The 20,008-nt window shown below is 70.1% G+C and carries 23 protein-coding genes and 1 tRNA gene; 10 read left to right on the forward strand and 14 right to left on the reverse strand.

What is annotated here, in order from left to right; all coding sequences use genetic code 11:
* The first annotated feature begins 48 nt into the window (after positions 1-48).
* Positions 49-1,083, forward strand: a complete 1,035-nt coding sequence (locus OG439_RS36140) for a CapA family protein (protein ID WP_326945080.1) — start codon at positions 49-51, stop codon at positions 1,081-1,083.
* Positions 1,084-1,373: 290 nt separating this feature from the next.
* Here the strand turns inward: OG439_RS36140 and OG439_RS36145 are convergent, their stop codons facing one another.
* Positions 1,374-1,820 carry a limonene-1,2-epoxide hydrolase family protein gene (locus OG439_RS36145; RefSeq protein ID WP_326945081.1) on the reverse strand — a complete coding sequence of 149 codons (447 nt, stop codon included), beginning with the start codon at positions 1,818-1,820 and terminating at the stop codon, positions 1,374-1,376.
* A gap of 16 nt (positions 1,821-1,836) precedes the next feature.
* Positions 1,837-2,757, reverse strand: coding sequence for a TauD/TfdA dioxygenase family protein (locus OG439_RS36150; protein ID WP_326945082.1), 921 nt, complete (start codon positions 2,755-2,757; stop codon positions 1,837-1,839).
* 324 nt (positions 2,758-3,081) lie between these two features.
* Between OG439_RS36150 and OG439_RS36155 the strand changes: the two genes are divergently transcribed.
* Positions 3,082-3,483 carry a hypothetical protein gene (locus OG439_RS36155; protein ID WP_326945083.1) on the forward strand — a complete coding sequence of 134 codons (402 nt, stop codon included), beginning with the start codon at positions 3,082-3,084 and terminating at the stop codon, positions 3,481-3,483.
* Positions 3,480-4,052, forward strand: a complete 573-nt coding sequence (locus tag OG439_RS36160) for a hypothetical protein (RefSeq protein ID WP_326945084.1) — start codon at positions 3,480-3,482, stop codon at positions 4,050-4,052. The genes OG439_RS36155 and OG439_RS36160 overlap by 4 nt, the downstream gene beginning before the upstream one ends.
* On the opposite strand, the gene OG439_RS36165 is transcribed toward OG439_RS36160, so the two are convergent.
* Positions 4,045-4,827, reverse strand: a complete 783-nt coding sequence (locus OG439_RS36165) for an SDR family oxidoreductase (protein ID WP_326945085.1) — start codon at positions 4,825-4,827, stop codon at positions 4,045-4,047. The genes OG439_RS36160 and OG439_RS36165 overlap by 8 nt on opposite strands.
* 171 nt (positions 4,828-4,998) lie before the next feature.
* Between OG439_RS36165 and OG439_RS36170 the strand changes: the two genes are divergently transcribed.
* Positions 4,999-5,394, forward strand: a complete 396-nt coding sequence (locus OG439_RS36170) for a hypothetical protein (RefSeq protein ID WP_326945086.1) — start codon at positions 4,999-5,001, stop codon at positions 5,392-5,394.
* 64 nt (positions 5,395-5,458) lie between these two features.
* On the opposite strand, the gene OG439_RS36175 is transcribed toward OG439_RS36170, so the two are convergent.
* The 4 genes from OG439_RS36175 to OG439_RS36190 form a co-directional block, all read right to left on the reverse strand.
* Positions 5,459-5,546: transfer RNA gene (locus OG439_RS36175), tRNA-Ser, on the reverse strand.
* Between the two features lie 33 nt (positions 5,547-5,579).
* Complete coding sequence (locus OG439_RS36180) at positions 5,580-5,789, reverse strand: CsbD family protein (RefSeq protein ID WP_247063786.1); 210 nt, start codon at positions 5,787-5,789, stop codon at positions 5,580-5,582.
* A 57-nt stretch (positions 5,790-5,846) separates the two neighbouring features.
* Positions 5,847-6,275, reverse strand: a complete 429-nt coding sequence (locus OG439_RS36185) for a nucleoside deaminase (RefSeq protein ID WP_247059014.1) — start codon at positions 6,273-6,275, stop codon at positions 5,847-5,849.
* A 23-nt stretch (positions 6,276-6,298) separates the two neighbouring features.
* Entirely contained in the window at positions 6,299-6,781 is a 483-nt protein-coding gene (locus tag OG439_RS36190; protein ID WP_247059016.1) for a tRNA adenosine deaminase-associated protein, read from the reverse strand.
* Positions 6,782-6,858: 77 nt separating this feature from the next.
* Between OG439_RS36190 and OG439_RS36195 the strand changes: the two genes are divergently transcribed.
* On the forward strand, positions 6,859-8,088 hold the full coding sequence (locus tag OG439_RS36195; RefSeq protein ID WP_326945087.1) for a M20 metallopeptidase family protein: 1,230 nt from the start codon (positions 6,859-6,861) through the stop codon (positions 8,086-8,088).
* Here OG439_RS36195 and OG439_RS36200 read toward each other — a convergent pair.
* On the reverse strand, positions 8,085-10,046 hold the full coding sequence (locus tag OG439_RS36200; RefSeq protein WP_326945088.1) for a phosphocholine-specific phospholipase C: 1,962 nt from the start codon (positions 10,044-10,046) through the stop codon (positions 8,085-8,087). The two genes, OG439_RS36195 and OG439_RS36200, sit on opposite strands and share 4 nt — an antisense overlap.
* Before the next feature lie 81 nt (positions 10,047-10,127).
* On the opposite strand from OG439_RS36200, the gene OG439_RS36205 reads away from it, so the two are divergent.
* From OG439_RS36205 to thrS, 4 genes are all read left to right on the forward strand, one after another.
* Positions 10,128-10,505 carry a VOC family protein gene (locus tag OG439_RS36205; RefSeq protein ID WP_326945089.1) on the forward strand — a complete coding sequence of 126 codons (378 nt, stop codon included), beginning with the start codon at positions 10,128-10,130 and terminating at the stop codon, positions 10,503-10,505.
* Between the two features lie 25 nt (positions 10,506-10,530).
* Positions 10,531-10,998 carry a heme-degrading domain-containing protein gene (locus tag OG439_RS36210; protein ID WP_326945090.1) on the forward strand — a complete coding sequence of 156 codons (468 nt, stop codon included), beginning with the start codon at positions 10,531-10,533 and terminating at the stop codon, positions 10,996-10,998.
* A gap of 80 nt (positions 10,999-11,078) precedes the next feature.
* Positions 11,079-11,702 carry a dihydrofolate reductase family protein gene (locus OG439_RS36215; RefSeq protein ID WP_326945091.1) on the forward strand — a complete coding sequence of 208 codons (624 nt, stop codon included), beginning with the start codon at positions 11,079-11,081 and terminating at the stop codon, positions 11,700-11,702.
* 136 nt (positions 11,703-11,838) lie between these two features.
* Entirely contained in the window at positions 11,839-13,107 is a 1,269-nt protein-coding gene (gene thrS, locus OG439_RS36220) for a threonine--tRNA ligase (RefSeq protein WP_326951705.1), read from the forward strand.
* Here the strand turns inward: thrS and OG439_RS36225 are convergent.
* The 6 genes from OG439_RS36225 to OG439_RS36250 form a co-directional block, all read right to left on the reverse strand.
* Complete coding sequence (locus tag OG439_RS36225; protein WP_326945092.1) at positions 13,040-13,879, reverse strand: MerR family transcriptional regulator; 840 nt, start codon at positions 13,877-13,879, stop codon at positions 13,040-13,042. The genes thrS and OG439_RS36225 overlap by 68 nt on opposite strands.
* A gap of 111 nt (positions 13,880-13,990) precedes the next feature.
* Positions 13,991-14,767, reverse strand: coding sequence for a tyrosine-protein phosphatase (locus tag OG439_RS36230; RefSeq protein ID WP_326945093.1), 777 nt, complete (start codon positions 14,765-14,767; stop codon positions 13,991-13,993).
* A 14-nt stretch (positions 14,768-14,781) separates the two neighbouring features.
* Positions 14,782-15,609 carry an ABC transporter permease gene (locus OG439_RS36235; protein WP_326945094.1) on the reverse strand — a complete coding sequence of 276 codons (828 nt, stop codon included), beginning with the start codon at positions 15,607-15,609 and terminating at the stop codon, positions 14,782-14,784.
* Positions 15,606-16,526, reverse strand: a complete 921-nt coding sequence (locus OG439_RS36240) for an ABC transporter permease (RefSeq protein WP_326945095.1) — start codon at positions 16,524-16,526, stop codon at positions 15,606-15,608. The genes OG439_RS36235 and OG439_RS36240 overlap by 4 nt, the downstream gene beginning before the upstream one ends.
* Entirely contained in the window at positions 16,523-17,656 is a 1,134-nt protein-coding gene (locus tag OG439_RS36245) for an ABC transporter ATP-binding protein (protein WP_326945096.1), read from the reverse strand. Before OG439_RS36245 ends, OG439_RS36240 begins: the two co-directional genes overlap by 4 nt.
* Entirely contained in the window at positions 17,653-18,879 is a 1,227-nt protein-coding gene (locus tag OG439_RS36250; RefSeq protein ID WP_326945097.1) for an extracellular solute-binding protein, read from the reverse strand. Before OG439_RS36250 ends, OG439_RS36245 begins: the two co-directional genes overlap by 4 nt.
* Before the next feature lie 130 nt (positions 18,880-19,009).
* Between OG439_RS36250 and OG439_RS36255 the strand changes: the two genes are divergently transcribed.
* Positions 19,010-19,915 carry a dihydrodipicolinate synthase family protein gene (locus OG439_RS36255; RefSeq protein WP_326945098.1) on the forward strand — a complete coding sequence of 302 codons (906 nt, stop codon included), beginning with the start codon at positions 19,010-19,012 and terminating at the stop codon, positions 19,913-19,915.
* Positions 19,916-20,008 lie beyond the last annotated feature (93 nt).

Raw genomic sequence — 20,008 nt, forward strand, 5'->3', positions numbered from 1 at the left:
ATTCGTAACAACTACTTTCGTCGTCACTCGATCGGCAGAGCAGGCTTCGTGATCACGTTGGTACTTGGCGGAGACGTCAACGTTCAGGGCCGCGCGACACCGTCGAAGGCCTTCGAACACCTGCATCCCCTGCTCCAGGGCGCCGACATCCGGTTCGTGAACCTCGAAGGACCGCTGTCGGGCACCGCCGGGAACTCCGGCGGCGCGGACATCCCGCACAAACCGAACTGGCGCCACTCCGCGCAGCAGATGGTCGAGGCGTTGACGGCCGCCGACGTCGACGTCGTCTCGTGCGCGAACGACGTCACCTACCCGCCGGCCGCCGCGATGACGAGCCTCGCCGTGCTCGACGAAGCCGGGATCGCGCACTGCGGCGCCGGCACGGGCCTCGCCGCCGCGCACGCGCCCGCCGTGCTCGAACGCGCCGGGCAGAAGGTCGCCTTCCTCGCGTACACGTCGCTTTGCTGGCCGTTCGGCCAGGCGGCGCAGGTGACGGCTCCGGGCGTCGCGCAAGCGCTTGCGACCACGTCCTACCAGCCGGACCCGCGCGTCGCCGACGTGCCGGGACTGCCGCCGCTGGTGCGCACGGCACCGGTGCCCGAACACCTGGAGCGGCTCGCCGCCGACGTGCGCCGGGCGAAGGCGGCCAACGACCACGTCGTCGTCTCGATGCACTGGGGCCTGCCCGGCGCGGACCTCGCGGAGTACCAGGTGACCTACGGCCGGGCGGCGATCGACGCCGGCGCCGACCTGGTCGCCGGACACGGCCCGCACACCATCCAGGCCGTCGAGGTGTACCGCGGCCGCGCGATCCTCTACAGCCTCGGCAACCTCGTGTTCGACTGGCCGGCGATGCGCGGCCGGCACCTCGACGGGCTGCTGGCCGGCTGCATCTTCGGCGACGAACCCCGGCTCGAGCTCATCCCGGTGCGGCGCAACGCCGACAACGAGTGCGAACCGCTCGCGGGCGAGGAAGCGGACCGGGTGCTGCGCTACGTCACGGACGTCTCCGCGCAGCGCGCCACCGCCGTGACCGTGCGGGACGGGATCGCGTCGGTGGCGGGCTTAGGCGTTGGGGCGTAACGGATCGCGCGCGAGGAGTTACAGCTCGCGTTACGCCTGTCACCCATCCGGCGCATCTGCCTTAAATGCAGGTCAAGGACCGGAGTCACCGCTGTGAAGCAGAGGTACGGTCTGCGAGAGCCGCCGGAAAAGTGGCGTAGACCACTTCTGGAGGCACAACAGTCAGCACGACACGGGGGGAGGGAGAATGATCATGTGGGGGCTGATCGTTCTCAGCTGCGTGTTCGTGCTGGTACTGGGGACAGCCGCGGTCGTGGACCTTCGGGCCCACGATCGCGGCAGTACCCGGGTCAGCGGACGGCGGACCTCGCCCGATAACGGCCGATGAGCGTCCGCGCGCCGGCCAGCGCGACCCGCCCGGCGCCCTTCGCGCTCGCCGCGAGCACCGTCGTCCAGTCGAAGTAGTCGCGCCACAGCACGATCCGGCCGCCTTCGACCTCGAACGTGCCGCACACCCAGAACTCCGCTTCCCACGCGCCGCGGCGCAGGACGTCGGTGCGTTCGGTGAGGACGATGTTGCCGTCGGCGGCGATGTGGTGCGTGCGCGCCTCGAACCCGGAGCCGAACCGGACCATCAGCCGCAGCTGCTTCTCGACCGCGGCGACGCCGCGAGCGGGCGGCAACGGCACGTTCTGGTACACGATGTCGCTCGCCGCGAACGTCAGCGCGCGGTCGATGTCGAGGTCTTCGAGAGCCTTCAGGAAACCGGTCACCACTGCCTGGGGGTCTTCGGTCATACCCTCAGGCTAAGGCTCAGAACGGCCGGTCGCCCGCGATGGCGACGCGCTCCGCGATCCGGACGTGCGGGTGGTAGTCGTTCACGGCGTAGTGCTGCGTCGCGCGGTTGTCCCAAAAGGCCACCGAGTCCGGCCGCCAGCTGAAGCGCACCTGGAACTCGGGCGTGTGGGCCTGCAGGAACAGGTACCGCAGCAGCCGGTCGCTCTCGGCCCGGTCCAGGCCGACGATGTGCGTCGTGAACGCCTGGTTGACGAACAGCGTGCGCCGCCCGGTCTCCGGGTGCGTGCGGACCACCGGGTGCTCGACCGGCGGGAACCGCTCCTGCCACTGCGCGAGCAACGCCGGATCGGCGAACCGGTCGAAGCCGGGGAGGTAGTCGTGCACCGCGGTCAGCCCGTCGATGCGGGCGCGGACGTCTTCGGGCAGGTTGTCGTAGGCGGCGGCCATGTCGGCCCACATCGTGTCGCCACCGACCGGCGGCACCTCGATCAGCCGCAGCACCGACCCGAGCGCCGGGTTGGGCCGCCAGGTGACGTCGGTGTGCCAGATGTTCTCGAAGCCGGGCATGGACGCGGTGCGCTCGAAGCGCGTGACCTCGTCGTTCTCGCCGCGCGGGATGAACGGGTTGGTCTCCAGCTCGCCCCAGTTCGCGGCGAACGCGCGCTGCTGCGCCGGCGTGATCCGCTGGTCGCGGAAGAAGACGACCTTCCACTCGAGCAGGGCGCGGTTGAGCTCGGCCCGCAGTCCGGGCGTGACCGGCTCGGCGAGGTCGACGCCGTCGATCTCGGCGCCGATCACCCGGCCGAGCGGGCGGATCCGGAACCGTTCGTACGGTTCGCTCGGGTTGTCGCGAAGGGCGCGCGGGCCCTCGACGATGCCGTCCGTGGGCGTCACGGCCTCACGCAACTGAATCCGGGCAGGCAGATCTACGGACATGACTGTGCTCCAAGGGTTTTCGGGAGAATTCGGACGCCGGGCTCGCGTCAGGCAGGGGGCGAGCCCAGGCGGCCGCGGCGCAGGAGCAGCTCCACGGTGCCTTCCCCGATCGACCGCTCGGAGGCGCGGTCGTGCCACCGGATTGGCGTGCTTTCCGAGGTGGCGGGCATGCGCCCATGGTCAACCTAGTCCCGCCCTGCGGTCAAGACGTCCACTTGGTGGAACGCCCCCAACGCCGCAGGTCACCGCGATGCGGGTCACGCGGGCCGATGAGGCAAGATCTTCCCCGATCGAGTGAGCGCCCTTGACGACGGAGGTCTCCCCATGCCGAAAGGCAGAGGCTCGCGGATCGACAGTGGTGCCCCGGAGCTTCGCGCCGGGGGCTCCGCCGCCGGGAACCCCCTCCCGAAGCTTCGCCCCGGGGGCTCCGCCACCCGGAAGAAGCCTGACCGGCTGCGCCGGGCGGCCGACCAGCTGGACCAGGCCGCGGCCGCCGACGACAAGGCCGCCGGCCGGTTCGCCGAGGCCCGCGTCGACTCGACGCCGTTCGGCATCTCGGCCCAGGCCCGCGAGCTCGCGGCGCGCTGGTCGGCCGCGCTCGCCGCGCGCGAAGCGGACGCACGCGTCCTCGGCGACGCGACGTCGGACCTGGCCGGCCGGCTCCGCATGGCGGCCGGGACCACGAGCGGTTCGGGCTTCCGGAGGCGGATCGCGGTGGCACCGTGACGCTCGAACTGTTCGAACACCCGGCACTGACCTCGGCCGCGACCCGGCTGGCCACGCTCCGAGCGGCGGCCGGCCGGATCGGCGCGGCCGACCCCGTCGCGGCCCTGCGCCACGTCGACTGTTCCCCCGCGGCGATCCGCGCGTCCGCCACGGAGGTGGACGCGGGTTCGTCGGTGGTGACGGCGGCGTCCGCGGAGTTCCGCACCGGCGTCGACCTGGCGGAAACCGGCGGCAGCGCGGAAACGTTCGCGACCTGGGCGGACACAGTGGACGGTCAGTACGCGGAGGCCGCCCACGCGGCGGCCACGACGGCGGCGCTGGGCCTCCGGATCGCCTCGGAACTGGACGCCTTGGCCCGATCGACGTCAGCCGAGGTCACCGCGATCGCCGACGCGGCCGAGGCGGCGGCGTCAGCGGTCCTGTCGGACGACCGGTCGGCCGAGGTGGTGAGCACGGTCAGCCGCGCGTGCGCATCGGTGGTCCGGACGGTCCAGGAGAAGGCGTCGTCGCTGACTTCCCTTGCCGCGGAACTGGAACCACTGACAACCCCGGCGGTCGACCTCAGCTGAAGTGCTCCCGGGCCCAGTCTTCGAAGGGCCGCGCAGGATGCCCGGTGACCCGAGCGACGTCCAGCGAGACGGGCTCCGGTTCCGCCACGAGCGACGCCCAATACCCCAGGGCGGTAGTAGCGAATTCCACACCCATCTGTTGCTCCAGCTGCGTTTTCGCTTCCGCGACCGGCTGTTCTTCCCACACGGCCGGCCTTCCCATCGCATCCCCGATGAGTTTCACCTGCTCGGCTTGGGTGAGCGCTTCGGGCCCGGTGACGAGGTAGATCTGCTTGGCGTGGTCACCGGTTATGGCCTTCACCGCCATGTCGGCAACATCGCGCTCGTGAACGAGCGACCTCCGGGCTTGCCCATAAGGCCCCCGGACGACGCCGGTCGTGGCTTGGTACGCCCAGCCGAGGGTGTTGGTGGCGAGGCCGGTGACCCGTAGGAAGGTCCAGTCGTCAGTGATCCGTTGGACGGCTTTCTCGACGTCTCCCCAGACACCGCCGTGCTCCGCACTCATCGCGGAGAGATAGACGATCTTCTTGCCTTCCAACGGTTTCAGGGCCTTCTCGATGCCTTCGGAATCGAAGGAAGGCCAGAGCAGATAGACAGCGTCAACGCCCTCGGCGGCTTCGGTGAGATCGGCGATGTCCCCCTGAACGACCTCGACGTCCGCCGGGGCCTTCGCCGCGTCCCGCACTAAAACGCGCACGTCGACCCCGGCGTCCAGCAGGCCACTGACGACATGACGTCCGGTGTGGCCCGTGGCCCCGGTGACGAGAACGGTCATGGTGTGCTCCCTCGTGATCGGCTACCCCACCACGGTCACACTTCAAGAGCCCTTCAAGTCAAGAATGAGGCATTCGAGTGATTGTTCGCCCGCCCTGCAACAAGGACCGGCTTCCGCGCGAACCGGGAGGGTGCCGTCACCCACTTCTAGGTGACCGCGGGAAGGAACAGCATGGCTTTGTTCAGCCGCAAACGGGAGACTTCTCTGTTACCCGCAGACATCGTCGACCGGGTCGTCGGTTACATCCGGACCGAGGCGCATTCACCGAACGCGCCGGCATCGTTCGACACTCCTGGTCTCATCTACAGCCTGCATTCGACCGCGCACGCCGATCCCGCGCTCTTCATCGAGAAGCTCGCATCCGCGGTTCTGCCGGCCGGCGGCGAGGCCTCTCGCGGCGGCGCTCGGGTGGTCTGGGAGCTGCTGACGTCGGAGCACCTGACCGATCCGAACTGCGAGACCATGCTCGACGCCGGCCTGGACTGGCTGCGTGCCACCGGAGTCAGCTCCGCGCACCTCTTCGGTTACGAGATCGGCAGGTGGCACACGACCCACGGATCGTGGTGAACCCGCAGCCTCCCGCGAAAGCCGAAACCCCCGGTCGGCTGAGCCGACCGGGGGTCCGGGTGCGCGGTGGCGGTGGGATTTGAACCCACGGACGGGGATTAGCCGTCACACGATTTCGAGTCGTGCTCCTTCGGCCGCTCGGACACGCCACCGCCGAGAAATATACCGGAGGGCCTTCCTCGGCCTCACATGGGGTCAGCGGGGCGGCCGGGGCGACGTCGGGTCTGGACGTCGCGGATCACGCCTCGTGCCTTGTCTCGCAGGTCATGAGCCACTTCGCGGACCTGGGCCGTCCTTCGCTGGGCTCGGCCCGAAGCCTTGAGACGATCGTTGCCGGTCACGTCTCCGAGCTTCTCGCGAGCGCCGCCGACTGCCTGCTGGACCTTGTCCTTCATCGTCACGACGTTCCTCCTTCGACGGGGACCTCACCTAAGGGGTACCCACAGGAGAACTCAGCGACGCGTCGCGAAGTACGTCTCCAGCAGGGACGCGCACTCCGCGACGAGCACCCCGCCGTGGACTTCCGGGCGGTGGTTGAGCCGGCGGTCGCGGACGACGTCCCACAGGGACCCCACCGCGCCCGTCTTGGGCTCCCACGCGCCGAACACCAGCCGCGATATCCGCGCCAGCACCAGCGCGCCCGCGCACATCGTGCACGGCTCCAGCGTCACCGCCAGCGTGCAGCCCTCGAGGCGCCAGCCGTCGCCCACCACCTTGGCGGCCGCGCGCAGCGCCAGGACCTCCGCGTGCGCCGTCGGGTCGCCCAGCTCCGTGCGCGCGTTGCGCGCCGCGGCCAACGGGAGGCCTTCGGGGCTGAACACGACCGCGCCGATCGGGACGTCGGCACCGGGGGCGCGCGCGGCCTCCAGCGCCGCCTCCACGGCCTCGGTGTCGGACGGGCGTCTCAGAGCTCGTCCAGGAGCTTGGCGAACTCGCTGCCGAACCCGACGCGCTGCGCGATCATCTGCAGCTGTTCGTCCGGGTACAGGTCGACCTCGCCGACGATGACCTCCAGCTCCGGCGCCGGCAGCCCGAGGTCCGCGAGGATCTCGAGGTCGCCTTCGGGCCAGACGGAGTCGTCCTCCTCGTCCGGCGGTTCGACGCGCAGGACGTCGAGGACGTCCGCCGCGATGTCGTAGTCGAGTGCCGCCGCCGCGTCCGAAAGCAGCAACGCCGGTCCCCGCGGGCTCGGCCGGACGAGGACGAAGAACTCGTCGTCGACCGCCAGTAGCCCGAAGGCCGCGCCGGTGGAACGTAGTTTGCCCAGTTCAGTGATCGCCGCGTCCAGCTCTGTCAACGCCCCCGGGTCGAGCGCACTGCACCGCCACCGACCGTCCTCCCGGACCACGGCTACCGCGAAGCCCGTGACCGGCTCATCCACCGCCATGCGCACACCGTATTCCGCCGCTCGACCGAGCGCACGCACGGTGCGCCCGAAGCGCCGCATGGGGCACTATCGGGAGCATGACCGGCCCCACTGACCTGCCCACCTTGCCCGGCACGCCGTTCGCCGGCCTCCTCGACGACGCGCGGGCGCTGCAGGAGCGCACCGTCGCCCTGCGACGCGCCGTGCACCGGCACCCGGAACAGGGCCTCCACCTCCCGATCACCCAGGCGGCCATCCGCGAAGCCCTCGCCGACCTGCCGTTGGAGATCACCGAGGGCAAGGCCGCGACGTCACTGACGGCCGTCCTGCGCGGCTCCCGGCCCGGCCCGGCGGTGCTGCTGCGCGGCGACATGGACGCGCTGCCGCTGACCGAGGCGACCGGGCTGGACTTCGCGTCCGAGGACGAGGAGTCGATGCACGCGTGCGGGCACGACACGCACGTGGCGATGCTCGCCTCCGCCGCCCGGCTGCTCGCCGAGCGGAAGGACCAGCTGGCCGGGTCGGTCGTGTTCATGTTCCAGCCGGGCGAAGAGGGCCACCACGGCGCCCGGTTCATGATCCACGAAGGCGTGCTCGACGCCGCCGGGACGCGGGTCGAGCGCGCGTTCGGCGTCCACATCCTCGCCAACCTGCGCAGCGGGCTGCTGGCGGTCCGGCCGGGAACGCAGATGGCGTCGGCGGACTCGTTCTTCGTGCGCGTCACCGGCAAGGGCGGGCACGGTTCGGCGCCGCAGCACACGATCGACCCGGTGCCCGCGGCCGCGGCGATGGTCGGCGCGCTGCACACGATGATCACGCGCCGGGTCAGCGTGTTCGACCCGGCCGTGCTCTCGGTCACGCGGATCCAGGCCGGCACGACGTCGAACATCATCCCGGAGACCGCCGAGCTGGAGGGCACGATCCGTGCCCTGTCCGAGCACACGCGCGCGCTGGTCCGCGCCGAGGTGCCGAAGGTGTGCGAGCAGGTCGGCGCGGCGTACGGCTGCCGCGTCGTCGCCGACGTCGGGCCGGGCTACCCGGTGACCGTCAACGACGACCGCGTCGCCGCCGAGGTCCTGACGATCGGCGAAGCTGTGCTCGGCCCGGAGAACGTCGAGCTGATGGCCGACCCGATCATGGGCGCCGAGGACTTTTCCTATGTCCTGCAACGCGTTCAGGGCGCGTTCGCGTTCCTCGGCGCGTGCCCGCCCGGCGTCGACCCCGCCGAAGCCGCGGCGAACCACTCGAACCGCGTGCTCTTCGACGAAGACGCGATGCCGAACGGGGTCGCGATGCTGGCCGCCTTCGCCCTGGACGCCCTCCGCTAGGGCCCGGTGCGCGACGGGCGGCCGTCCTCCAGGTGCCCGGCGAAGCGCCGGCGCCACCCCGGCGCTTCGAACGTGACGTCGTACCAGCCGTTCGCCGTCGCCACCGGGAAGTCGTGCTCGCCGCTCGGCGGGATCGTGACGCCGTTGAGCGCGACCGGCGCCGCTCCGGCGTTGGTCACCGTCACGCGCAACGCCGGTGTCGCCTCGAACGTGACGACGGCGTCGAGGCCGGGCCCACTGCCCGACGCTTCCACCAGGAAGCCGTTCGGGCCGTGGATCGCGACGTCGTAGGACGCGCTGTACGCGACGTCGCCGGTCACGACGCCGCCCGGCGGGACGTCGAAGCGTTGCACCGTCGCGCCCGCGTGGTAGGCGTGCGCGGAGAGCTGCAGCGCCTCGGTGCCGTGGTTCGCCAGGTGCAGCTTGAGCCCACCTGGTTCCACAGTGGCCCACGCGACCGGCTGGTACGGCAGCGGACGCGCCTTCGCGGTGCCGGACTCCTGCGTCAACGCGCCGGGCCGCACCCCCGGCTTCGGCAGCCGTGCCTGCGTCCGGTCCACTTCGGCGCGCAACGCGGCGACGTCCGGCAGCAGCGGGATCGTCGTGTCGTGCGTCCGGAAGTCGAAACAGCTGGTCAGGTCGCCGCAGATCGCCCGGCGCCACGCCGAGATGTTCGGCTCCTTCACCCCCGTCCACGTCTCGAGGAACCGCAGCACCGACGTGTGGTCGAAGACCTGCGAGTTCACCCAGCCGCCGCGGCTCCACGGCGAGATCACGGTCATCGGCACCCGCGGCCCCAGCCCGATCGGCGCCGGCGGCCCGGACGGCGCACCCCTCGCGGGCCGGTTCGCCGGCAGGAACTCGCCGGGCGTCCCGGGTGGCGGGGTCGGCGGGAGGACGTGGTCGAAGAACCCGTCGTTTTCGTCGTAGTTGATGAACACGACGGTTGATTCCCACAGTTCCGGCTTGTCCCACAACGCTTTCAGCATCCGCTGGACGTACGCGGCGCCATCGACCGGCCGGGCCGCGGGGTGCTCGCAGTAGCCGTAGGGCGCCACGACCCACGACACCGCGGGCAGGGTGCCGGCGTCGCAGTCCGCGAGAAACTCGGCCAGCACGTGGTCGAGGTCCTGACCACGGCCGGAGTCCGGCTTGAGCTTCGTGCGCAGGTTCGCGCGCTCGGCCAGCCGTTGCTTCACGGGGTCCATCGAGTACAACGCGTCGTGGTAGTTCCGGAACAGCCACAACGGGTTGTCGCCGTAGTCCCCGACGAAGTGCTCCGGGACGCCACGCTCCTCGTCGTTCGCGTAGATCCGCCACGAGACCCCGGCGGCTTCCAGGCGCTCCGGGTACGTCGTCCAGCGGAACGACGGCTCGTAGTCCGGGAAGTTGTGGGTGACCGGACCGCCCGCGACCCCGTCCGGGTCGATCGTGCCGGTCCAGTGGAACAGCCGGTTCGGCTGTGTCGGCCCTTGGATCGAGCAGAAGTAGTGGTCGCACAGGGTGAACGCGCCGGCCAGCGCCCGCTGGAACGGGATGTCCTCACGCGCGAAGTGCCCCATGGTCATCGGGCTCTTCGCGGCGATCCAGCCGTCGTACGCGCCGTCGTTCCACGCGCGGTGCGTGCTGTTCCAGTCGTGCGGCAGCTCGCCGAGGTCCTGACCGTCCACCACGGACGTGTCGATCCGGAACGGCAGCACCGGGTCACCGCCACCACCGCTGCCGCGTTGCCGGAAGACGTCACGCAGGGCCGCGCGGTCACCGAACCCGCGCACTCCGGCCATCGTCCCGTAGTAGTGGTCGAACGACCGGTTCTCCTGCATCAGCACCACGACGTGACGGACGTCATCGATCGTGCCCGTGCGCGACGCCGGCACCGCGCACGCCGCGGGCAGCGCACCGGCCACCGTCACCGCGGCCGCACCACCGAGCACCGTCCGCCGCCGGATCCGGCCCATGCCCACCTCCTCGGCGCGAGCTTTCCGCACGTCAGCACGCCGGGCAAGGAGTACCGTCGCCGCCGGGAGAAAGGTGGAGCCATGCTCGACTCAGCGGATCTAGTCGCCTTCGCACCGTCGACCGACCTCGAACGCTCACGTGCCTTCTACACGGATGTCGCCGGGCTCGAGTTCATCGAGCAGTCTCCCTTCGCCTGCGTGTTCCGCAGCGGTGGCACCATGCTGCGTGTCACCACTGTGCAGGAGTTCACGCCGCACCCGTTCACCGTGCTCGGCTGGGCGGTGGCCGACATCCACGCGGCCGTCGCCGAGCTGCGTGCTCGGGGCGTCGAGTTCCTGACCTTCGACACGCTGCCACAGGACACCGACAAAATCTGGACCACGCCCGGCGGCCGGATCGCCTGGTTCCGCGATCCCGACGGCAACGTGCTCTCCCTGACCGAGTTCACTGGCAATTAAACAACAGTGTTGATTTAATAGGTCCATGACCGATGCCGAACGCCTCGCCCAGCTCGTTGACCAGGAGGAACGCCTCCAGTTCACGAAGTTCGACAACGAGACCGCGCTCGCCCTCGGCGCCCAGCTGCTGGACGCCGCGCGGGAGCGCGGGCTGGCCGTGACGATCTCCGTCCGCCGCAACGGCCAGCGCCTCTTCCACGCGGCGCTGCCCGGGACGTCGGCCGACAACGACGCCTGGATCGAGCGCAAGAGCCGCGTCGTCGACCGCTACGGCCACAGCTCCTTCCTGGTCGGCACGCAGTTCCGCGCGAAGGGCGGCACGTTCGAAGAGGACTCCCGCCTCGATCCGGACGTCTACGCGGCCCACGGCGGCGTGTTCCCGGTGCTGGTCCGGGGCGTCGGACCGGTCGGCACGGTCGGCGTGTCCGGCCTTCCCCAGGCCGACGACCACGCGTTCGTCGTCGAGCAGCTGGAGCTGTTCCTGGCGTCTTGAAATTTCTTCGAGCGGGTTTGTCGATCCGGGGTCCGCCTCGGACGACGCGTCTTCCGAGAACCCCGATTCGAGGAGGCACGATGGCCGAACTGATCGTCACGACGTTCCTGTCCCTGGACGGCGTCTACCAGGGCCCCGGCGGCGTCGAGGAGGACCCGTCGGGCGGCTTCGACCAGGGCGGCTGGGTGACGCCGTTCTACGAGGACGACATGGCCGCCTACGCCGCCGAGTGGCTCGGCCAGGCCGGCTCGCTCCTGATCGGCCGCCGGACGTACGACATCTTCGTGCAGTACTGGCCGAAGGCGACCGACCAGGACGACCCGGTCGCGGTCGCGATGAACACCCTGCCGAAGTACGTCGTGTCCCGCACCCTGTCGGGTTCGGACTGGTCCGGTGTGTCCGTCGTCGACGGCGACGTCGTCGAGTTCGTCCGCGAACTGAAGGCGCGGCCGGGCGGCGAGATCCAGGTCCACGGCAGCGGCGACCTGCTGCAGACGCTCATCGCGCACGACCTCGTCGACGAGTACCGGCTGTGGCTCTACCCGGTCGTCCTGGGCCAGGGCCGCAAGCTGTTCCCGGAGGGCGTGGCGCCGAAGTCGTTCGAGCACGTCGAGACGCGCCGGACCTCGTCGGGCGCGAACGTGCTGGTCCTGCGCCCGGCCGGGAAACCCCGCCACGACACGTTCCGGCTGGTGACGGAGTAATTCCGTCGCGGCGCCGGACGCCGCTGGCTAGCGTGGACCCATGATGCGCGCCATGACGACGACGCCGGAGAGTGTCCCGGCGCGCTGAACGACGTTTCCAGCCCGGGGCGGTTGCCCCGGGCTTCGTCTTGTGGTCATCCGCCTCGCCGTCCACGAGGAGTCCACAATGCACGATCACCGCAAGCTCGGCCGCGAGCTGGAGCTGTTCGGCTCCGACCCGCTGATCGGCGCCGGCCTGCCGTACTGGCTGCCCGACGGCGCGATCGTCCGCCACAGCCTGGAGGAGTACGTCCGCGACGTCGAACGACGCGCGGGGTACCGGCACGTCCATTCGCCCGTGCTCGGCAAACGCGAGCTGTACGAGATCTCCGGGCACTGGTCGCACTACCGCGACGACATGTTCCCGCCGATGGACCTCGGCGGCGAGCAGGTCGTGCTGCGGCCGAGCCTCTGCCCGCACCACGCGCTGATCTACCGCTCGCGCGGCCGCAGCTACCGCGAGCTGCCGCTGCGCTTGGCCGAGCTCGGCGGGATGTATCGCGCCGAGCTGTCCGGGGTGCTCGGCGGCCTGAGCCGGGTGCGCGCGATCCAGCTCAACGACGCGCACGTCTTCTGCACCCTCGACCAGGTCGAGGACGAAGCCGCGGCCGCGTTGACCCTGATCATGCGGGCCTACGACGCCCTCGGCATCCGCCCGGCGCGCTACCGGCTCTCGCTCGCCGGGGACACCGGGAAGTACGTCGGCGACGGGGAAATGTGGGCGCGGGCGGCGCGAATCCTCCGTTCGGTCCTCGACCGCAGCGGGCTCGAGTACGACGCCGTCGAGGGCGAAGCGGCCTTCTACGGACCGAAGATCGACGTCCAGGTCGCCGACAGCGCCGGCCGCGAAGCGACCTTGTCCACCGTCCAGGTCGACTTCCACCAGCCGGCGCGGTTCGACCTGGAGTACGTCAGCACGGACGGTGCGAAACACCGCCCGGTGATGGTCCACCGCAGCATCATCGGCAGCATCGAGCGGGCGATGGCGCAGCTGATCGAGGTCCACGGCGGCGCGTTCCCGGCCTGGCTGGCACCGGTCCAGCTGCGGTTGCTGCCGTTGTCCGACGCGGAATTGCCTTACGCGCACCGGATCCAGAGCGACGACCTGCGCATCGAGGTCGTCGACGCGTCCCGCGGCAGCCTGGGCGCGCGCATCCGCGAGGGACGGCTGGTGCCGTACCAGGCCGTGATCGGGCCTCGGGAGGTTTCGTCCGGCTCGCTTTCCTTCCGGCTGCGCGACGGAAGCCAGGTGGCGGCACGACCGGCGGCGGAAGCGCTGGCCGCGCTGGCCGACGAGATCAGGAAACCGCTGCGGCGAGCCAATCCAGCGCCGGCGTCAGGCTTTCCGGAGCCGACCAGCCGTTGATGACGGCGAGCAGCTCCACGTAGCGCTCGCGACGTGGGTCGTTGACGACGGCGAGCCATTCCCGCAGCCGGCCGGGTTCGCGCCCGAGGCCGCCGACGATCGCGGCGGCCTCGGGCGAATCCGGCGGCACTCCGGCGGCCAGAGCCGGTGTGACGGCGACGCGGACTTCGGCGGCCAGGTCACGGCGCAGGCCGCCTTCGTGCTGGTCGACGAGCCGGCGCAGGACCGCGCGGAACTCCGGGTCCTGCGTCAGCTCGGCCAGCTCGATCCACGCCTCGACCTGCGCGGACGCCGGGTTCTCGGGCAGTTCGGGCGTCAGCGTGCGCGCGATGCCCGCCAGTTCGGGACGGTCGCCGAGCGCGTCACGGAGGAAGTCGTCGATCAGCCGGCGACGCTCGGTGTCCGTCAGGTGGGCCAACTGATTCATGAGACTTGTCTCCTCGGGTGACGAACCACGCTCCGCGACGGCGGCCAGGACAGCGCGACGCAACCGCAGCACCCGGATCTGGACGTCCAGGGCTCCGACGTGCCTCGCCGCGACGTCGGCGACGGTGACTTCGCCGTCGACGATCCGCCGGATCGTGGCGACGTCGACACCCAGTTCGCGAAAGGTGCGGATGAGATCGAGCCGCGCGAGTGCGGTCGCGTCGTAACGGCGATGACCTGCGGAATTGCGCTCGGCCGGCGGCACGAGACCGCGGTCGGAGTAGAAGCGGACGGCCTTGACCGTGAGGCCGGTCAGCCGGGCCAGTTCGCCGATCGAGTACCGCATGCCGGTCAGCGTGGCACCTCCCCTGAGGGGAGACGCAAGGGTCGCTTCACCTCATCGTGTCGATCACATGTTCGATGAATGGCGGTAAAGTCGATCACGTGGAAGCAACAGTCAGTGAGCGCGTGATCCCGAGAGCCGATGGCGAACGTCGCGGAGTTCTTCGCGGGAGGCACCGGCATCGAGCAGATAGTGCTCGACGTCGAAACCGTCGAGGGCCGCCAAGACAGCACCTTCGGTCGTGGTGCCTCGCTTCGCGAGGATGGCCTCGATGACCGGCCCTTGGTCGTCGGTGCCCATGGCGGCGAACAGTGCCTTGAGGGCTTCGGCCGACATGTCGTAGTCCGCCGCGATCGCCCGGGGTTCGACACCGGCCAGCGCGAGCAACAAGAGCGTGATCAGCCCGGTCCGGTCCCGACCGGCACCGCAGTGGAACAGGACACCGCCGGGAGCGGCGTGGGCGATCGCCTTGATGACGGCGGCGCAGCGGCCGGCTTTCCGCTGGAGGAAGAGGGGGTAGTAGAGCGGGCTGCCGTTGAGCTGTTCGCGGTTGACCTGCTGCCAGAACTCGACGTCGTCGATGTCGTCGAGCGGCACTTCGAGCCGGTCGATGCCCGGCGTGGCCGGGGTCGCGGCGGGTGCGGTGAACTGCGCCGAACCCGCCTGCGCTGTTCGCGATTCGGCCGTGGGCCGGATCTCGTCGTCGTTGCGCAGGTCGACGACGGTGCGAACGCCGGCTTCGCGAGCTTGGGCCCAGCCCGCGTCGGTGACAAAACGCAGGTCCGCCGACCTGAAGAAGGCGCCGTAGCCGGTCGTCTCCCCGGACCGGGTCGGCAGGCCGCAGAGGTCCCTGATGTTGAAGAAGCCGTCCCAGGCCACCGCCCTGCTCATGGTTTCGCACCACCTCAGGTTTCTTCGCGGATCCGGGTCACCAGCTGCGTCGGATTCACGAACCGTAACGCCACGACAAGGAGCAACAGCATGGAACCGGTGTAGATCGTCGCCATCGCGTCGACCGACTGGTTGGCGCGGATACCCGCGGCGAACACGGAGTTGTAGAGGGCCACGACGAGGGTCGTCGAGTCCGGGCCGGCCGTCAGGAACGTCAGCTCGAACATGCCGACCGTGCGCACCAGCACCAGGATCGACGCGGCCAGGATGCCCGGCAGCAGCAACGGCCCGAGGATCCGGGTGAACACCGACAGCGTCCGCGCGCCCGACATGCGCGCGGCGGCTTCGATCTTCGGGTCGATCTGCTCGATGAACGGCGTCATCGTGAGCACCACGAACGGCACCGACGGCACCAGGTTCGCCAGGATGACCCCGGTGATCGAGCCGGCCAGGTGGAACTTGTAGAGCACCGTCGCCAGCGGGATGCCGTAGGTGATCGGCGGGATCAGGATCGGCAGCACGAACAGCAGCATCACCAGGCGCTTGCCGGGGAACTTCCGGCGAGCCAGTGCGTACGCGGCCGGGACACCGACCGCCACCGAAACGGCGATCACCACAAGAGCCACGATCGCCGTCGTGAGGAGGACGTCCGAGAGGCCGAACTCGCGCCAGGCGTCGGCGTACCAGTGGGTGGTGAAACCGTCCGGGAGCCAGGTGCCGAACCACTGCACACCGAACGAATCGACGACGACCGAAAGGACCACACCAGCGAGGTTGACGAAGAAGAACGCGACGACGGCCCAGACGACCCAACGTCCGGGACGCGTGACCCAACCGGTCATCCCTTGCCTCCGGTCGCTCCGCGGTACAGCGTGCCGCGCCACGCCATGACCAGGCCGATCACGATCAGCATGAGCACCGCCATGATCATCGCGACGGCCGAGCCCATCGAATAGTCGTACTCCTCGAACGCGGCGTGGTAGGCCGCGATCGAGATGACACGGGTCTCGTTCGCCGGGTCGCCGACGAGCTGGGCCGACGGGAACACCGAGAACGCCATCACGAACGAGAGGCAGAAGGTGATCGCCAGACCGGGTGCGAGCAGGGGCAGCGTGATCCGCCGGAAGCGCTGGCTCCAGCTGGCGCCGAGCGTCGCGGCCGCCTTCTCCAAGGAGGGGTCGATGCCCGAGAGATAGGACAACGTCAGCAGGAACGAGAAGGGGAAGCCGGTGATGACCAGCGACAGGAGCACGCCCGTGTAGTTGTGGATCAGCGGCAGCGGCTCGTCGGTGATCCCGAGGACCGTGAGCACCTTGTTCAGCCAGCCCGACTGGCCGCCGTACATGATCAGGCCCTGCGCGGTGAGCACCGTGCCGAGCGTGATCGGGACGACCAGGATCGTCGTCAGGAGGCGCTTGCCGCGCACGCGGCCGCGCAGCACGTAGGCGATCGGGATGCTGGCGAGGACGTTGATGAACGTCGCGGGCAGCGCGATGCCCAGCGTCGTCCAGATCGTGTCGCGCAGGTACGGATCGCCGAAGAACCTGGCGTAATTGGCGAAGACCCCGCCCTGGCGCGGGGCGAACGACAACTGGAGGCCGTAGAGGAACGGATACAGGAACAGGCACGCGGTGACCAGCAACCCGGGCACCAGGAGCAGCAGCACGCGGTCGATGCCGCGTTCGGCCAGGCGGTGGCGCAGGGCCGGGCGGGCAGCGGTCACGACGGTCGTGGAGTTCGTGGAGGTCGTGGCGGTCACGGCGCGAACACCAGGACCCGCTCGGCCGGGACGCCGATCTTCACCGGGTCGCCGGGGGCGAGGCGCTTGTCCGTGCGGAAGTAGACCGGGACCCCGTTCGCCAAGCGGGCCGAGACCGACAGCTCGCGGCCGTGGTACTCGACGATTTCCACCGTAACGTCGAGGGCGTTCTCGGCGCCTTCGCCCACGACGAAGTCCTCGGGGCGGATGGCGACCTTGGCCGGGCCGGCCGTGAGGTCGTCGCGGTTGGTGCCGGTCAGGCGGACGCCGTCGCCTTCGACGGTGACCGGCGAACCGGTGGCCGCCGAACCGGTGACGGACGAGCCCGCGGCCGACGAGCCGAGAGCCGCTGATCCGGCGGCCGACGAGCCGGTGGCGCCGGTGGCGCTCGTGAGCGTCAGGTCCAGGAGGTTGCGGTAGCCCATGAAGGAGGCGACGTAGCTGTTGACCGGCTGGGCGTAGACCTCCTCGGGGGTGCCGATCTGCTGGACCGTGCCCTCGCGCAGCACGACCAGGCGGTCGGCGAGCGAGAGCGCCTCCTCCTGGTCGTGGGTGACGTAGACGGTGGTGAGGCCGAGGGTCTGGTGGAGGCGGCGGATCTCCATCCGCATCTCGAGGCGGAGCTTGGCGTCCAGGTTGGACAGCGGCTCGTCCATCAGGACGACCGCCGGTTCCAGCACCACGGCCCGTGCGATCGCGACGCGTTGCTGCTGGCCGCCGGAGAGCTGGGCGGGGAACTTCGCCGCGTGCTCGGTGAGCTGGACGAGCCGGAGCGCCTCGTCGACGCGTCGGCGGAGCTCGGCGCGGGCGACCTTGCGCATCTGGAGGCCGAAGCCGACGTTCGCGCGGACGGACAGGTGCGGGAACAGCGCGTAGTTCTGGAAGACCATCCCGAACCCGCGTTGCTCCGGTGGGCGGCCGTCGATGCGGGTGTCGTCGAGCCAGATGCTGCCGCCCGTCAGGGGCAGCAGGCCGGCGAGGCAGTTGAGGGCCGTCGACTTGCCGCAGCCGGACGGGCCCAGCAGGGCCACGAACTCGCCGCGCGTGATGGCGAGGTCCAGGCCCTGCAGGGCGTTCGCGGAGCCGAAGCTGCGCGAGACACCGTCCAGCCGCAGCTGCTCGAACGTCACTTCTTGCCGACCTTCGAGCCGCCGACCAGCTGGTTCCACTTGTCGTACGCCTTGACCTGCTGCTCGGCCGGCAGCGACGTCTCCTTGGGGTACTGGGCGATCCACTGCTCGTACTCCGGGCGGCCGAACTGCTTGATCGTGTCCTGGCTCTTCTGCGGCGCCATCTGGAGGGTGACGTCCTTGACGGCCGGGCCGGGGTAGAAGTAGCCGTCGTCGTAGGCGATGGCCTGCTGGTCGGGCTTGAGCATCCACGCGATCAGCTGCAGGATCGCCGACGTCTGGTCACCGGAGAGGCCCTTGGGGATGAGCGCGTACTGGGCGTCGGTGACCCAGTGCATCGGCTGCATGATCGCGGTCTTGACCGTGTTCGGCACCGTGCCGAGCTTGCGCGGGTTGATGTCCCAGCCCGTGGTGGACATGACCATGTCGACCGAGCCGGAGGCGAGGTTCTTCATCGCCTCGGTGGTGCCGGACGGGTAGTACTTCACGTACTTGCCCAGCTCCTGCAGGAACGCCCAGGTCTTGTCCCATCCTTTGTCCGGGTCCTTCGGATCCTTGTCCCCGAGGAGGTAGGGCAGGCCCATCAGGAACGTCCGGCCCGGGCCGGAGTTCGCCGGCTGGGCGTACTGGAACTTGTCCGGGTGCGCCTTCGCCCAGTCGAGCAGCTCTTGCGGTGACGCCGGCGGCGTGGCGGCCGCGGCCGGGTTGAACTCCAGCAACGGGCCCGACGGGTAGTAGACGACCTCGACGCCGTAGCCGTTGGCCAGGTCCTGCATCTTGGCCGCGGGCTCGAGGTAGTTCTGCATCAGGTTCGGGAACCGGCCGGCGAAGTCCGGGAGGACCTTCGCGAGCGTGCCGTTCGCGATACCGGCGGACAGGCCGTCGGTGCCGCTGAGGACCAGGTGGGTCTGGGCGACGCCGCCGTCCTGCTCGGCCTTGAGCTTGCCCGCCATGCTCGGGGCGGGGGCCGTCGAATAGGTGACCTTGGAGAGCACTTCGGGGTGCGCGGCCTTGAAGTTCTCGATCATCTGCTTGGTGAGCTGCAGGTTGCCCGCGATGTCGAGGATGTTGAGCACGACCGGCTTGCTCGGCTTGTCCGGCACGGCCTGCGGGGCCGCTGCCTGGCCGCCGTCGCCGCCGGGGGCGCCGCACGCCGTGAGGCCGGCGGCGAGGCTCACCGCCAGCACCACCCGTCGGAATCGGAAGCCGCTGCGACCCTGCATGGCTGCTCCTTGCCCGTGATAATGTTGTATGTCGCATCATATATCAGATCGGACAGGGCCTTGGCGAGGACTTTCGCGCCTTTCCGGCCGGACGCGACGACCGTGGTGACCGTGATCCGGAAGGGGCCCGATGACGTTCGAGCAGCAGAGGCGGCGGCTTTCCGGGGTGGTGGCCATCCCGGTCACGCCGTTCGACGCCGAGGGTGCCGTCGACGCCTCGACCTACGCGAAGCTCGTGGACCGGCTGGTCACCGGCGGCATCGAGGTCGTGACCCCCAACGGGAACACCGGCGAGTTCTACGCGCTCGACGCCGATGAGGCCCGGCAGTGCCTCGAGGTCACCGTCGAAGCCGTCGCCGGGCGGGCCGATGTGCTCGCCGGGATCGGGCACGACGTCGCGTCGGCGACGCGGGCCGCCCGGCACGCGCGGGACTCCGGTGCGGACATGATCATGATCCACCAGCCGGTGCACCCGTACGTCTCCGGTGACGGCTGGGTCGACTACCACGCCGCGATCGCCGGCGCGGTGCCGGAGCTCGGCGTGGTGCTCTACGTGCGCAACCCCGCGATCGGCGGCGAACAGCTGCACGCGCTGGGTGTCGCGGCGCCGAACGTCATCGGTGTGAAGTACGCCGTGCCCGACCCGGTGCGCTTCGGTTCGGTCGCGCGGGACGCCGGCTTCGAACGGTTCGTGTGGATCGCCGGGCTGGCCGAGCTCTCCGCCCCCGGCTACTTCGCCGTGGGCGCCACCGGGTTCACGTCGGGGCTGGTGAACGTCGACCCGGCGATCTCGCTCGGCATGTTCCACGCACTGTCCACAGGGGACTACCCGGCGGCGATGGCCGTCTGGGAACGTATCCGGCCGTTCGAAGAACTCCGTGCGGCCAACGGGAACGCCAACAACGTCAGCGTCGTGAAGGACGCGCTCGCCCAGCTCGGCTTGTGCCGCCCGGACGTCCGGCCGCCCAGCCGGCTGCTGACGGCGGGCGAGCGGGAACGGCTCTTCGGCCTGCTCTCGTCCTGGGGGCTCTCGTGACGCGCGAATGGCGGCCCGCCGGCGGGCCGGAAGTGCGATGACGCCGAACCACGACGCGCCGGCGAACCACCCTGCGACAGGGGTCCACCGAGC

It is taken from the genome of Amycolatopsis sp. NBC_01307 (assembly GCF_035975215.1).
In the GTDB taxonomy this organism is placed as follows: domain Bacteria; phylum Actinomycetota; class Actinomycetes; order Mycobacteriales; family Pseudonocardiaceae; genus Amycolatopsis.

Bases quoted from the DNA above. Each gene is read 5' to 3' on its own strand.
- OG439_RS36145 (WP_326945081.1), bottom strand. From the start codon at position 1,820: ATGACCGAAGACCCCCAGGCAGTGGTGACCGGTTTCCTGAAGGCTCTC.
- OG439_RS36150 (WP_326945082.1), bottom strand. From the start codon at position 2,757: ATGTCCGTAGATCTGCCTGCCCGGATTCAGTTGCGTGAGGCCGTGACG.
- OG439_RS36155 (WP_326945083.1), top strand. From the start codon at position 3,082: ATGCCGAAAGGCAGAGGCTCGCGGATCGACAGTGGTGCCCCGGAGCTT.
- OG439_RS36165 (WP_326945085.1), bottom strand. From the start codon at position 4,827: ATGACCGTTCTCGTCACCGGGGCCACGGGCCACACCGGACGTCATGTC.
- OG439_RS36170 (WP_326945086.1), top strand. From the start codon at position 4,999: ATGGCTTTGTTCAGCCGCAAACGGGAGACTTCTCTGTTACCCGCAGAC.
- OG439_RS36180 (WP_247063786.1), bottom strand. From the start codon at position 5,789: ATGAAGGACAAGGTCCAGCAGGCAGTCGGCGGCGCTCGCGAGAAGCTC.
- OG439_RS36190 (WP_247059016.1), bottom strand. From the start codon at position 6,781: ATGGCGGTGGATGAGCCGGTCACGGGCTTCGCGGTAGCCGTGGTCCGG.
- OG439_RS36195 (WP_326945087.1), top strand. From the start codon at position 6,859: ATGACCGGCCCCACTGACCTGCCCACCTTGCCCGGCACGCCGTTCGCC.
- OG439_RS36200 (WP_326945088.1), bottom strand. From the start codon at position 10,046: ATGGGCCGGATCCGGCGGCGGACGGTGCTCGGTGGTGCGGCCGCGGTG.
- OG439_RS36205 (WP_326945089.1), top strand. From the start codon at position 10,128: ATGCTCGACTCAGCGGATCTAGTCGCCTTCGCACCGTCGACCGACCTC.
- OG439_RS36210 (WP_326945090.1), top strand. From the start codon at position 10,531: ATGACCGATGCCGAACGCCTCGCCCAGCTCGTTGACCAGGAGGAACGC.
- OG439_RS36215 (WP_326945091.1), top strand. From the start codon at position 11,079: ATGGCCGAACTGATCGTCACGACGTTCCTGTCCCTGGACGGCGTCTAC.
- OG439_RS36225 (WP_326945092.1), bottom strand. From the start codon at position 13,879: ATGCGGTACTCGATCGGCGAACTGGCCCGGCTGACCGGCCTCACGGTC.
- OG439_RS36230 (WP_326945093.1), bottom strand. From the start codon at position 14,767: ATGAGCAGGGCGGTGGCCTGGGACGGCTTCTTCAACATCAGGGACCTC.
- OG439_RS36235 (WP_326945094.1), bottom strand. From the start codon at position 15,609: ATGACCGGTTGGGTCACGCGTCCCGGACGTTGGGTCGTCTGGGCCGTC.
- OG439_RS36250 (WP_326945097.1), bottom strand. From the start codon at position 18,879: ATGCAGGGTCGCAGCGGCTTCCGATTCCGACGGGTGGTGCTGGCGGTG.
- OG439_RS36255 (WP_326945098.1), top strand. From the start codon at position 19,010: ATGACGTTCGAGCAGCAGAGGCGGCGGCTTTCCGGGGTGGTGGCCATC.